Genomic DNA, 11,903 nt, shown 5'->3' on the forward strand with positions numbered 1-11,903 from the left:
GTAACGCACGCGACCGGCACGGTTTTTTTGACTTTGGGATGCATGTTTCCAACCGTCCGCATCAGTGCGCCACCCCGGCGGCGACGGACTCGTCGATGAAGCGCCCCTCGCGGAAGCGATCCACGCCGAACTCGGCCGCGAGCGGCCCCGGCTCGCCCTTGGCCACAAGCTCGGCCATCGCCCAGCCCGAGCCGGGGATCGCCTTGAACCCGCCCGTGCCCCAGCCGCAGTTGACGAAGATGTTGCCCACCGGAGTTTTCGAGATGATGGGCGAACGGTCCCCGGTCATGTCCACGATCCCGCCCCACTGGCGCAGCATCTTGAGCCGCGAGATCATCGGGAAGGTTTCGACCAGCGCGCGCACGGTCTCTTCGATGTGGTGGAAGCTGCCGCGCTGGGTGTAGTTGTTGAACCCGTCGGTGCCGCCGCCGATCACCATCTCGCCCTTGTCGGACTGGCTCATGTAGCCGTGCACCGTGTTGGCCATGACGACCACGTCCATGCAGGGCTTGATCGGCTCCGACACCAGCGCCTGAAGCGCGACCGACTCGATCGGCAGGCGGAACCCGGCCATTTCGGCCAGATCCGAGGAATGCCCCGCGACGACCAGCGCCAGCTTGCCGCATTCGATCCGGCCCTTGGTGGTGTTCACCGCCTTGACCTGACCGCCCTCGGTCTCGACCCCCTGAACGGCGCAGTTCTGAATGATGTCCATCCCCATGCCCGCGCAGGCCCGCGCATAGCCCCAAGCCACCGCATCGTGACGCGCGGTTCCGCCGCGCGGCTGCCACAGCCCGCCCAGCACCGGATAGCGCGGGCCGTCGATGTTGATGATCGGCACAAGCTCCTTGACCTTCTCCGGCCCGATGAACGTCGTATCGACCCCCTGAAGCGCGTTCGCGTGAGCCGTGCGCTCGTACCCGCGCACCTCGTGATGGGTCTGGGCCAGCATGATGACGCCGCGCGGCGAGAACATGACGTTCATGTTCACGTCCTGGCTCATCGTCTCGTAAAGCGAGCGCGACTTTTCATAGATCGCCGCCGAGGGGTCTTGCAGATAGTTCGACCGGATGATCGTCGTGTTGCGGCCCGTGTTCCCGCCGCCGAGCCAGCCCTTTTCGATCACAGCCACATTGGTGATGCCGAAGTTCTTGCCCAAATAGAACGCGGTGGCGAGCCCGTGGCCCCCGGCCCCCACGATGACGACATCGTAGCGTTTCTTGGGTTCGGGATTGCCCCAGGCACGCTCCCACCCGGTGTGGTAGCGCAGCGCCTCACGCGCGATGGCAAAGGCCGAATATCGTTTCATGCGAATCCCCGACGTCGTGGTTCGCCCCGTTCATATCAACCCGACGATCCGCGCCAATGCGGCGAACGGCACCACCTGCACCAAATGCGACATCAACTTGTCGTCGGTTTCCGACACGCGATGTCGCAGGGGGTTTTGCAGGACACGGCAAATGGGTAGATGAGGGGGAACTTTTCGGGAGGGACCATGGGGTTCTGGATGCTGGCGGCGCTCGCCGCGATCTTCATCGTGCTCATTCTGGGCTACGCGCTGTTCGCGCCCGCCCGCACGACGGCCCGCGCCAGCGCGGAATTCGACATGGCGGTCTACCGCGACCAGCTCAAGGAACTCGACCGCGACGTGGCGCGCGGTGTCGTGTCCGAAGCGGATGCAGAGCGCACGAAGATCGAGATCTCGCGCCGTCTGCTGGAAGCCGACAAGGCCGCGCAGGCGCAAAGCGGCGCGGGCCGCGCGCCCCGCTCCGCCAGCATCGCCGCCGTCGCCGGGATCGCGGTGCTGCTGGTCGGGGGCGGCTGGTATCTCTATTCCGATCTGGGCGCGCCCGGTTACCCGGACCTGCCGCTGGACCTGCGAAAGAGCCTCGCCGCCGAAGCACGCGAAAACCGCCCGGACCAGAAAGCCGCCGAGGCCGAGATGCCCGCGTGGGAGGGCCCCGCCGCCGACGTGCCGCAGGATTACGTCGAACTCGTCGCCCAGTTGCGCACCGCCGTCGCGCGCCGCCCCGGCGATGTTCAGGGCCTCGCCCTGCTGGCCCAGCACGAGGCGCAGCTCGGCAACTACCGCGCCGCCCACAACGCGCAATGGTCTCTCATTCAGGCCAAGGGGGATGAGGCGACGGCGAACGACTATTCCGACCTCGCCGAGCTTCTGATCCTCGCCGCCGGTGGCTATGTCTCGCCCGAGGCGGAAACCGCCCTCTCGCGCGCACTCCAGATCGAACCGGGCAACAAGGTCGCGCGCTACTATTCGGGCCTGATGTTCGCCCAGAACGACCGCCCCGACCTCGCCTTCCGCATGTGGCGCGCCCTGCTCGAAAGCTCGGCGCCGGAAGATCCGTGGGTCGGCCCGATCCGCGAGCGCATCGAACTTCTCGCCTCGGCCGCGGGCGTCAACTACACCCTGCCCGAAAGCGAGGCGGCCCCCCGCGGCCCCTCGGCGCAGGACATCGAAAACGCCGCCGAAATGACCGAGGAAGAGCGGCAGGACATGATCCGGGGCATGGTCGCGGGCCTGTCCGACCGTCTGGCGACCGAGGGCGGCCCCGCCTCGGACTGGGCCCGCCTCATCCGGGCGCTCGGCGTGCTGGGCGACATGGAACAGGCGCAGGCGATCTGGGCCGAGGCGCAGGCGCGGTTCGAAGGTCAGCCCGGCGAACTCGACATCGTGCGCGCGGCGGCCCGTGACGCGGGGGTGGCCGAGTGATCTTCGACGACATCGCCGACTTCGCCGCCGCCCTGCCCGCGATGACGGCGCTCGCGGGCCTCGACTACGGAGACAAGACCATCGGCGTGGCGGTGTCCGACGGGATGCGCCAGGTGGCGACGCCGCTCGACACCATTCGGCGCGGCAAGAAATTCACGCAGGACGCCGAGGCGCTCATGGCGATCCTCGACGAACGCGCGATCTCCGGCCTCGTCCTCGGCCTGCCACGCAACATGGACGGCACCGAAGGCCCGCGTTGCCAGAAAACCCGCGCCTTCGCGCGCAACCTGTCGCGCCTGACCGACCGCCCGATCACCTTCTGGGACGAACGCCTCTCGACCGTGGCCGCCGAACGCGCCCTCCTCGAAGCCGACACCTCACGCGCCAAACGCTCCGGCGTGATCGACCATGTGGCCGCAGGCTACATCCTGCAAGGCGCGCTCGACCGCATGAGGCACCTGTGACCGACGACGTCTGGATCCGCGACGAGCCACTGTCGCCCTGCAACAAGGTCTGCCAGATCCATCCCGAAATGCGCATCTGCATCGGCTGCTACCGGACGATCAACGAGATCGCCACGTGGTCGCGCCTCACCGACATGGAACGCCGCGAGATCATGGAAACGCTGCCCAACCGCGCGCCCATGATCGCCAAACGCCGGGGCGGCCGCGCCCGCACCCGCTGACACGCGAAAAGGCGCGAACCCCACGGCCCGCGCCCCTCTTTCCGGTCCGGAGTATCCCGGGGGGTGCGGGGGGCTGGCCCCCCGCTTGGTCGGATGACGCCTAAGCGTCATTGGACATCAAAGATAATCCGCCCGCTGCAACCCGTATTTCGCCATCTTCTCGTTCAGCGTCCGGCGCGGCAGCGACAGCTCTTCCATGACCCCCACGATCGAGCCCTTGTGGCGGCGCATCGTGTTGTCGATGAGCATCCGCTCGAAGGCTTCGACGTATTCCTTGAGCGGCTTGCCCTCCGTCGTCACCACCGGCTGCACGTCGTCATGGTCGTTCATCAGAAGCGAGGCGATGGTGCCCGTGCCGCGACGGCTTTGCAGCACGGCGCGTTCGGCGATGTTGATGAGTTGACGGATGTTGCCCGGCCACGGGGCCTGCAACAGTTGCGCGGCCTCCTGTGCGGTGACGCTGGGCGCGGCGCAGCCGTATTCCTCGGCGAACTGGTCGGCGAAGCGCGTGAACAGCATCAGGATGTCCTCGCCGCGCTGGCGCAGCGGCGGCAGCGTGATCGTCATGGTCGCGAGGCGATAGAACAGGTCAGGGCGCAGCGCGTCCTCGCAGGTCTTGCCGGCTTCCTGAAGGTTCGACACCGCGATCACGCGGGTCTCGGGCGGGGTGCCCTGATCGTTGATCCAGCCCAGAAGCTTGGCCTGCAACCCGTCCGGCAGCGCCTCGATGTCCTCGAGCACCAGCGTCCCGCCGCGTGCCTCTTCGACGGCGGGCAGGCGCCCGCCCTCTTCCATCGGGCCGAAGATGCGGCGGCTGAGGTCGTCTTCGTCCTGCCCCGCACAGCGGATCACCACGAACTTGCGCCCGGCCTTGGCCCCGACCGCATGCAGCGCGTGGGCCACCAGCGTCTTGCCGGTGCCGGTTTCGCCGTCGATCAGGACGTGCCCGTCGGATTGGCCGAGGTCGAGAATGTCCTCACGCAGCCGCTCCATCAGCGGCGAGGCGCCCACGAGTTTCTTCATGATCGTGGTGCCGTCGCCCAGTTCGCGGCGCAGGATGCGGCTGTCGAGCGTCACCCGGCGCGACTGCGTGGCCTTTTTGGCGAGTTCCGTCATCCGGTCCGGGTTGAACGGCTTTTCGAGGAAATCGTAGGCACCCACCCGCATCGCTTCGACCGCCATCGGCACGTCACCGTGCCCCGTTATCATGATGACGGGAAGCGCCGAGTCGACGCTCATCAGTTTCTTCAGGAATTGCATTCCGTCCATGCCGGGCATCCGGATGTCGGAAATGACCACACCCGGGTAGTCGGTGCCGACGTTCTTCAGCGCCTCTTCGGCGGAGGGAAAGGTTTCGGTGTCGAACCCGGACAGTGCGAGCCATTGGCTGATTGACTGGCGCATATCCTGTTCGTCATCGACGATCGCGATTTTCATTGCCTGTGCCATTCTTGATGTACCCTCCGGCCCCCCTTTCGGGCCAATTCAGTACCGGACCTATCCCGTCCGGTCGTGCGCGTGTCGCTATTCTGCGGCTTCGACGCCCGATGATTTGTTTTTGGTCGCTTCCTTGTAGATAGGAAGTTCCACCTCGAATACAGCCCCCCCGGCGGTTCCGTTGCGCGCGGTCAGGCGCCCGCCGAAGTCGCCAACGATCCCCGACGAGATGGCGAGGCCAAGGCCCACGCCGTCCCCCGGTGCCTTGGTGGTGTAGAAAGGCTCGAACAGTTGATCGAGGTCTTCGACACCCGGCCCGTTATCACGCACGGAGATCACGACTTGTTCCCCGCCGGTGAGCAGAATGTCCACTTGCGGATCGTCCACCGACTTGGTTGCGTCGATGGCGTTGCGCAGCAGATTGATGAGAACCTGCTCCAGCCGCACGTTGTCGCCCATGATCATCACCGGCTCGCGCGGCACGTTGCGCGTGATGCGCACCTGACGGCGTTTGAGCTGCGGTTCCATCATCGACAGCGCCATCGACACCGACTGGCGCACATCCATCGGCTGAAACGCGTCGCCGCCCTTGCGGGCATAGGATTTGAGCTGTTTCGTAATCAGCCCCATCCGTTCGATCAGGTCGTCGATGCGCTGGAACGACGAAAGCGCCTCTTCGGGCCGCTTGCGTTGCAAAAGCAGCTTGGCCCCCGCGAGGTAGGTCTTCATCGCGGCGAGCGGCTGGTTGAGTTCATGGCTGACCGCCGCCGACATCTCGCCCAGAGCGGCCAGTTTCGAGGATTGCGCCAGCGTCTGCTCGGCGACCTGTAGGTTCTTCTCGGCCTTCTGCCGCTCGGCCACTTCGCGGCTCAGGGCGTCGTTCAGCTCGCGCAACTGCGCGCTTTCGCGCTGGAAAAACCGGCTCGCCGTCGTGGCGCGGCGACTGACGACGTAAAAACCGACCGTCAGCAGGATCGCGAAGCCCATGATTTCCAGCGCCAGAACGCCGTTCACCCGCTCGCGGACCGAGGCATAGGTGGTGAAGCTGGTCATCTGCCAGCCCTGGAACGGCACCCGGCTGGTCTGGCGGATCACGTCGTCGCCGGCGAAGAACGCCTCGGACGGCAGAGCCGCCCATTGCGCCGTGCGCTCCAACGCCCGTTCGATCGCGGTCGCGGGGGGCAGCGTGTTCATCGCATCGCCTTCCGGCAGCCCGCGCCAGCGCGGCTCCGTCGTCAGGATCACCCGGCCCTCGCTGTCGGTCACATAGACCGCATCGGAAATCCGCGCCCAGCTTTGCTCGAACTTGGCGAGATCCACGACGACGACGATGACGCCGATCAACTCGCCCCCGTTCAGGATCTTGCGCGCATAGGTGAAATCATAGCCCCCCGCCTCGGTCTGCGAGACGGTGAAGACGGTGTCGGACGACCGGAGCGCGTTCACGAAATAGGGCTGCGCGCGGTGGTTCGACCCCAACCTTTCTCGGTCGGTCGAGGCCACGGCACGCCCCGTCTGGTCGAGAAGCAGAAGCGATTGCGCCCCGATCTCGTCCCGAAACGAGATCAGGCGCTGCGAGGAATTGACGTAATCCTCTGAATTCAGGGCGGAAATGAACGCCGGGTCGCGCGACAGCAAGAGCGGCACGACCGAATTTCTCTGCAACTCGGAAATCAGGTTCCCGGTGTAGAGCGCCATGCGAAGCTCGGCCCGTGACCGGGTGCTTTCGGTGTAGCGTTGGGTGAGCCACTGGTTCGAAATCCACACGACTGCGATGGCCGCGGCGACGAACAGCACCAGCACCACGCGGCCCACAAGGCCGAATGCCGGAGAACGCGGGGGGCGGTGCCCCTCGCCGTTGGTGTCGTCGTTCGTCATGGATCGGTTTTACGCCCCGCGCGGCGTGCGCTCAAGTCAGGCGGTTTCGAGCGAGGCGGTGAGCGAGCGGAACATTGCCACCCCGTCGGTGCCGCCATGCTGCGCGTCCACGGCCCGTTCCGGGTGCGGCATCATGCCGAGCACGCGGCGGTTTTCCGACAGAACGCCCGCGATGTCGGCGGTGGACCCGTTCGGGTTTTGGTCGTAGGTGAAAGCGATCCGATCTTCGGCGCGCAGTTTCGCCAGCGTCTCGTCATCGACGGTATAATTGCCATCGTGATGGGCGACCGGGATCGAGATCATGTCACCCGCATTGTAGCCGCTGGTGAAATCCGACTGCGAAGTCTCGACACGCAGGTCGAGCGCCCGGCACACGAACTTGAGGTTCGCGTTGCGCATCAGGGCACCGGGCAGAAGGCCGGTTTCGGTCAGCACCTGAAAGCCGTTGCAGACACCCAGAACATAGCCGCCCCGTTCGGCGTGGGCCTTGAGCGAAGCCGTGATGGGCGAGCGGGCCGCGATGGCGCCGCAACGCAGGTAGTCACCGAAGGAAAAACCCCCCGGAACGCCCACGATATCGACGTCCCCGGGCAACGCGGTATCCTTGTGCCAGACCATCGTCACCTTGGCCCCGGCCCGTTCGAAGGCCACCGCCATGTCGCGGTCGCAGTTGGATCCGGGGAAGACGAGAACGGCGGCTTTCATGGTGGAAAATCCCTCTGGCGCGGTTGGTTTCGCTCATAGTCGCAGGCCCCCCGAGGGTCAAGCACAGGCGAAACGGTGCCTGAGTCTCATTTCGCAATTGCATGGCACGACCACCGCACATAACGTGTATCCGAAATCAGTATCTGGACGATCACTCCCACCATGACCGACAGGCCCCCGCTGCCGCCGACCCCGGCGCATAACGAGGAACGGCTGGCCGCGCTCGGCGCGCTCGGCCTGCTCGACACCCCTGCCGAGGCGGGGTTCGACAGCGTGACCGCCTTCATCTGCCGTGCGTTGGACGTCCCCACCTCGCTCGTGTCGCTGGTGGACCGGGACCGACAGTGGTTCAAGTCCGCCAAGGGGTTCGACGAGCCCGAGACCGCGCTGGAAAGCTCGGTCTGCGCCTATGTGGTGCTCGAGGACGACCTGCTGGAAATCCGCGACCTGACGCAAGACCCGAGGACCGCCCGCAATCCGCTGGTGGCCCAGTCGGACGGCATCAGGTTCTACGCCGGCGCCCCCCTGCGCCTGTCGGACGGTCAGGTCATGGGTGCGCTCTGCGCCATCGACGTCAAACCCCGCGAACTCACGGATATCCAACGCGAAACCCTGATCGTGCTGGCCGATCAGGTGGTCGCCCAGATGGAATTGAAGCAGGCGCTCGCCAATGCCGAGACGCTGCGCAAGGAAATCGATCACAGGGTGAAGAACTCGCTCCAGTCGATCTCGGCGCTGACCCGTATTCAGGCCCGCAAGGCCGAGGAACCAGCGGTCCGCGAGGCGCTGAAACAGGTGCAGGCGCGGGTCGAGATGGTCGCGGCCCTTCACGAACAGCTCTATCGCTCGTCGGCCACGCACGACGTCGATCTTGCCGATTTCGCAGGCAAGGTCGGCGCGATCCTGAACGGCACGAGCCCGCCGGAAATCGAGGTGCAGGTGGCTTTCGACCGCGTGCGCGTCGATCCCGAACAGGCGTCGGCCATCGGTGTGATCCTGAACGAATTTGCCTCGAACTCGATCAAGCACGCCTTTCCCGAAGGCCGCATGGGGCTTGTCCGGTTCTCCGGCAAACGCAAGGGCGGCTCGCTGGTGATCGACCTGTCGGATGACGGCGTCGGGATGGGCCCGATCTCACACACATCGGGCATCGGGCTGGCGGTGATCGAAGCCTCGGTCGCACAACTGGGCGGCGCATGGGAGCCTTTGCTCGACCGCACAGGCACCGCTGCCCGCCTGACCATTCCGCTTTGAGACCGGGGCGTAAGACCCTATGATCGCTGGCAAATCCTGAAAGGGGCCGCGCCGTGCAGATCACATCCTTTTCGACCGACCGCTACATCATCCGCCCGTGGCGCAGCGTGCTTTCGGACCCCGCCGCGCGCGCCGACCTCGAGGACGCTCTCGCGCGCATCCTGACACCCGAGGTGCTCGCCCACCTGCCGCCGTCCCTTACGCTCGGCCCCGGCGATCGTGTCGCGGATTGGATCGACGCGCGGGAGGCCGAAAGCGATGTCCTGACGGTCACCACCGCGCGGGACGGGGAATTGGTCGGTTTAGTCATTCTCGCCCAAGACCCGGACGCGGCCTTGCCGACCGTCCACCTCGGCTACCTCTTCGCGAAATCGGTCTGGGGTCGGGGTGCCGCGTCGGAGGTGGTTACGGGCCTTGTGCAATCTCTACGGGCCTCTGCCCCTGTCCGGCTGATCGGCGGCGTGGACCCGGCCAACCCGGCCTCGGCGCGGGTTTTGGAGAAGGCCGGATTTGCACGCGACCCGGCCCAGTCGTCCCAAGACAGCACGATCTACACGAAGGACTTGGCCTGACCCTTTCGGATCAGGCGCAACTTCGGCTCTGACTGGAAATCGGTGAAACGGGCCTCAGCCCATATGAACCTGATAGCTTTCGATCACGGTGTTGGCGAGCAGCTTTTCGCACATGTCCCGGATCGTGTCCTCGCTCGTGCCCTCGGCCACGTCCAGTTCGATCACCTTGCCCTGACGCACGCCTTCGACGCCCTCGAAGCCAAGGTTGCCCAGCGCGTGACGCACAGCCTCGCCCTGCGGGTCCAGAACACCGTTCTTCAGCATCACGTCGACGCGCACTTTCATCGCAGGTGTCCCTTTCAGTTGATAAGCGTGGGCTTGGTGGCGTGCGTCACATTGGTGGGCAGCACGCCCAGACGCTTGGCCACCTCGGTATAGGCGTCGGACAGGCTGCCCAGATCCTGACGGAACACGTCCTTGTCCAGCTTGCGGCCGGTTTCGATATCCCACAGGCGGCAGGAATCCGGGCTGATCTCGTCCGCCACGATCAGCCGCATGAAATCGCCGTCCCAGACGCGCCCGATCTCGATCTTGAAGTCGATCAGCTTGATCCCGACACCGTGCATGACACCGGCCATGAAGTCGTTGACCCTGAGCGCCAGCGCCACGATGTCATCCAGGTCCTGCTGGCTCGCCCAGCCGAAGGCGATGATATATTCTTCCGGCACCAACGGATCGCCCAGCGCGTCGTCCTTGTAGGAGAACTCGACGATGGGGCGCGGCAGCGCGGTGCCCTCCTCCAGACCCAGACGCTTGGCCATCGACCCTGCGGCAAAATTGCGCACGATCACTTCCAGCGGCACGATTTCGACCTGACGGATCAGTTGCTCGCGCATGTTGAGCCGCTTGATGAAGTGATTGGGCACCCCGATCGCGGTCAATCCGGTCATGAAGAACTCGGACAGGCGGTTGTTCAGCACACCCTTGCCCTCGATCACGTCCTTCTTCTGCGCGTTGAAGGCGGTCGCATCGTCCTTGAAATACTGGACGAGCGTCCCGGGTTCCGGGCCTTCGTAGAGAATCTTCGCCTTGCCCTCGTAGAGCTTCTTGCGTCGTGCCATGCGTGTGGGCCTTTTCCGGCAGCGGGCCAACTGCCCGCCATTTGTCGCGCTATAGTGCATCGGCCCCTGTCCCGCAAGGATGCGCAAGGCGCTATCCCGATCTCGCCCGCACGGCGCGCGCGCTCTGTGCACAGGGGTTGCGGGATGGGCGGCGAGCGGGCATATGAAAGGAAACAGGCCATATCTGGGACCACGGGAACATGACCACTTTCGACGACCGCGAAAACGCTTTCGAAAACAAGTACGCCCACGACGAAGAGATGAAGTTCAAGGCGGAAGCCCGCGCGAACAAGCTTCTCGCGATCTGGGCCGCGGGCCTGATGGGCAAGACCGGTGCGGACCTCGACGCCTACATCGCCGCCGTCATCAAGGCCGATTTCGAAGAAGCGGGTCATGAGGACGTGGTGCGCAAGGTCGCGGGCGATCTGGGCGACAAAAGCTCGGCCGACGAAGTGCGCGCGCAGCGGGTCGTGATGCTGGCCGAAGCCAAGTCGCAGTTGATGGGCGAGTCTTAAGTCCCTCACATTCCAAGAAGAATTTGCGGAAAGGCACCTCGTTTCGGGGTGCCTTTCTTGCATCATGTGACGTGACGAAACCGGGTTTTTGGAAACCTCGGGCCGGTGATCGCGTTGTAACTCCAACTGAGAATTGGAGTGAAACAATGCATACGGCTGGCCAGACAGTACATGTCGGCGGGGCGGCGCTACACGTCCAGACGATGGGCGATCCCGACGCCCGGCCGCTTCTCTTCCTTCATGGCGGGGGCGGGTCCCTCGCCGATTTCGAGGCGATCTTTCCTGCGCTCGACGAATTCCACTGCGTATTCGTGGATACACGCGGTCACGGTCGCTCGACCCTCGGGCGCGCGACCATGTCCTATCCGCGCCTCGCCGACGACATCGAAGCGGTGATCGACCACCTCGACCTCGACCGCCCGGTGGTGTTCGGCCACAGCGACGGCGGCACGGTCGCGCTGGAGCTCGCCTCGCGCGCACATACCGAGCTTGCGGGTATCATCACCCTCGGCGCGAACGCATGGCGCCCCAGCGACCGCGTGTTCGAGACCTTCTTGGGTCGTATCACCCCGACCCTCTGGCGTCACAGGTTCCCCGGCAGCGTCGAAGACTACGAGGCGATGAACCCGGACGGCAACTTCGACCGGTTCTTCACCCAGCTTTCGGGCATGTGGCGCAACGTGGCCGACGGGAACTATCCGGGCGAGCGCATCCGGCAGATCCGGTGCCCCGCGCTGATCCTTGGCGGTGAACACGACCACCTCGTATCGGTGGACGAGACCATCGAGATTTACCGCGCCATTCCCAACGCGCATCTCGGGGTCATTCCCTATGCGAGCCACATGATCCACGCCGAACAGCCGGATCACATCAGCCCGTTCATCTGCGACTTCATGCTGTTTCTGGACGACCGGGAGGCCCCGCAGGGCGGGGCCCTGATCCCGCAGACGCGTTAACCAGCTTGAACGAAATCGGGCCGGTTGCCCAATTTGCGCGCGATTTGAACTGTTAATCGCCCCTTATGGGGTCGGGTTCTAGTCTCGCCCCTCCGAACATGAGGGGTGA

13 protein-coding genes are annotated in these 11,903 nt (G+C 65.1%); 7 read left to right on the top strand and 6 right to left on the bottom strand.

Translation table 11 applies throughout. The annotated features are described in order from the left end of the window. Window positions 1–61: 61 nt before the first annotated feature. Window positions 62–1,309: a sarcosine oxidase subunit beta family protein gene (locus HOY44_RS00775; RefSeq protein ID WP_008328282.1), complete on the bottom strand. Its 1,248-nt coding sequence runs from the start codon at window positions 1,307–1,309 to the stop codon at window positions 62–64. 186 nt (window positions 1,310–1,495) lie between these two features. On the opposite strand from HOY44_RS00775, the gene ccmI reads away from it, so the two are divergent. From ccmI to HOY44_RS00790, 3 genes are read left to right on the top strand one after another with little or no spacing between them, the layout of a single operon-like run. Further along, entirely contained in the window at window positions 1,496–2,731 is a 1,236-nt protein-coding gene (gene ccmI, locus HOY44_RS00780; RefSeq protein ID WP_287432501.1) for a c-type cytochrome biogenesis protein CcmI, read from the top strand. After that, window positions 2,728–3,195 carry a Holliday junction resolvase RuvX gene (gene ruvX / locus HOY44_RS00785; RefSeq protein WP_138423018.1) on the top strand — a complete coding sequence of 156 codons (468 nt, stop codon included), beginning with the start codon at window positions 2,728–2,730 and terminating at the stop codon, window positions 3,193–3,195. Before ccmI ends, ruvX begins: the two co-directional genes overlap by 4 nt. After that, a complete protein-coding gene (locus tag HOY44_RS00790; RefSeq protein WP_287432502.1) occupies window positions 3,192–3,416 on the top strand; it encodes a DUF1289 domain-containing protein in 225 nt (74 codons plus the stop codon). Before ruvX ends, HOY44_RS00790 begins: the two co-directional genes overlap by 4 nt. Before the next feature lie 117 nt (window positions 3,417–3,533). Here HOY44_RS00790 and HOY44_RS00795 read toward each other — a convergent pair whose 3' ends face one another. The 3 genes from HOY44_RS00795 to purQ form a co-directional block, all read right to left on the bottom strand. Beyond that, the gene (locus tag HOY44_RS00795; protein ID WP_040884304.1) at window positions 3,534–4,865 is read right to left on the bottom strand and encodes a sigma-54-dependent transcriptional regulator; all 1,332 of its coding nucleotides are present in this window, start codon (window positions 4,863–4,865) and stop codon (window positions 3,534–3,536) included. A 75-nt stretch (window positions 4,866–4,940) separates the two neighbouring features. After that, on the bottom strand, window positions 4,941–6,731 hold the full coding sequence (locus tag HOY44_RS00800) for a sensor histidine kinase (RefSeq protein WP_008328271.1): 1,791 nt from the start codon (window positions 6,729–6,731) through the stop codon (window positions 4,941–4,943). A gap of 36 nt (window positions 6,732–6,767) precedes the next feature. Then, a complete protein-coding gene (purQ, locus tag HOY44_RS00805) occupies window positions 6,768–7,436 on the bottom strand; it encodes a phosphoribosylformylglycinamidine synthase subunit PurQ (RefSeq protein WP_008328269.1) in 669 nt (222 codons plus the stop codon). 162 nt (window positions 7,437–7,598) lie between these two features. Between purQ and HOY44_RS00810 the strand changes: the two genes are divergently transcribed. Both HOY44_RS00810 and HOY44_RS00815 read left to right on the top strand, forming a co-directional pair. Then, window positions 7,599–8,690 (top strand): sensor histidine kinase, encoded by a 1,092-nt coding sequence (locus HOY44_RS00810; protein WP_287432504.1) that lies wholly within the window; start codon window positions 7,599–7,601, stop codon window positions 8,688–8,690. Between the two features lie 53 nt (window positions 8,691–8,743). Beyond that, entirely contained in the window at window positions 8,744–9,262 is a 519-nt protein-coding gene (locus HOY44_RS00815) for a GNAT family N-acetyltransferase (protein WP_287432506.1), read from the top strand. Window positions 9,263–9,316: 54 nt separating this feature from the next. Here the strand turns inward: HOY44_RS00815 and purS are convergent, their stop codons facing one another. Continuing rightward, window positions 9,317–9,547, bottom strand: a complete 231-nt coding sequence (gene purS, locus HOY44_RS00820; protein ID WP_008328225.1) for a phosphoribosylformylglycinamidine synthase subunit PurS — start codon at window positions 9,545–9,547, stop codon at window positions 9,317–9,319. A 14-nt stretch (window positions 9,548–9,561) separates the two neighbouring features. Beyond that, on the bottom strand, window positions 9,562–10,323 hold the full coding sequence (gene purC / locus HOY44_RS00825) for a phosphoribosylaminoimidazolesuccinocarboxamide synthase (protein WP_008328224.1): 762 nt from the start codon (window positions 10,321–10,323) through the stop codon (window positions 9,562–9,564). A gap of 200 nt (window positions 10,324–10,523) precedes the next feature. Here purC and HOY44_RS00830 point away from each other — a divergent pair, with 200 nt between their 5' ends. Both HOY44_RS00830 and HOY44_RS00835 read left to right on the top strand, forming a co-directional pair. Next, a complete protein-coding gene (locus tag HOY44_RS00830; protein WP_287432508.1) occupies window positions 10,524–10,838 on the top strand; it encodes a DUF1476 domain-containing protein in 315 nt (104 codons plus the stop codon). Window positions 10,839–10,984: 146 nt separating this feature from the next. Then, on the top strand, window positions 10,985–11,794 hold the full coding sequence (locus tag HOY44_RS00835) for an alpha/beta fold hydrolase (protein WP_287432509.1): 810 nt from the start codon (window positions 10,985–10,987) through the stop codon (window positions 11,792–11,794). The last annotated feature ends 109 nt before the right edge of the window (window positions 11,795–11,903 follow it).

Origin of the sequence: Maritimibacter sp. (genome assembly GCF_016774595.1) — a bacterium.
Lineage (GTDB): Bacteria > Pseudomonadota > Alphaproteobacteria > Rhodobacterales > Rhodobacteraceae > Maritimibacter > Maritimibacter alkaliphilus.

Bases quoted from the DNA above. Each gene is read 5' to 3' on its own strand.
- HOY44_RS00775 (WP_008328282.1), bottom strand. From the start codon at position 1,309: ATGAAACGATATTCGGCCTTTGCCATCGCGCGTGAGGCGCTGCGCTAC.
- ccmI (WP_287432501.1), top strand. From the start codon at position 1,496: ATGGGGTTCTGGATGCTGGCGGCGCTCGCCGCGATCTTCATCGTGCTC.
- HOY44_RS00795 (WP_040884304.1), bottom strand. From the start codon at position 4,865: ATGGCACAGGCAATGAAAATCGCGATCGTCGATGACGAACAGGATATG.
- HOY44_RS00800 (WP_008328271.1), bottom strand. From the start codon at position 6,731: ATGACGAACGACGACACCAACGGCGAGGGGCACCGCCCCCCGCGTTCT.
- purQ (WP_008328269.1), bottom strand. From the start codon at position 7,436: ATGAAAGCCGCCGTTCTCGTCTTCCCCGGATCCAACTGCGACCGCGAC.
- HOY44_RS00810 (WP_287432504.1), top strand. From the start codon at position 7,599: ATGACCGACAGGCCCCCGCTGCCGCCGACCCCGGCGCATAACGAGGAA.
- purS (WP_008328225.1), bottom strand. From the start codon at position 9,547: ATGAAAGTGCGCGTCGACGTGATGCTGAAGAACGGTGTTCTGGACCCG.
- purC (WP_008328224.1), bottom strand. From the start codon at position 10,323: ATGGCACGACGCAAGAAGCTCTACGAGGGCAAGGCGAAGATTCTCTAC.
- HOY44_RS00830 (WP_287432508.1), top strand. From the start codon at position 10,524: ATGACCACTTTCGACGACCGCGAAAACGCTTTCGAAAACAAGTACGCC.
- HOY44_RS00835 (WP_287432509.1), top strand. From the start codon at position 10,985: ATGCATACGGCTGGCCAGACAGTACATGTCGGCGGGGCGGCGCTACAC.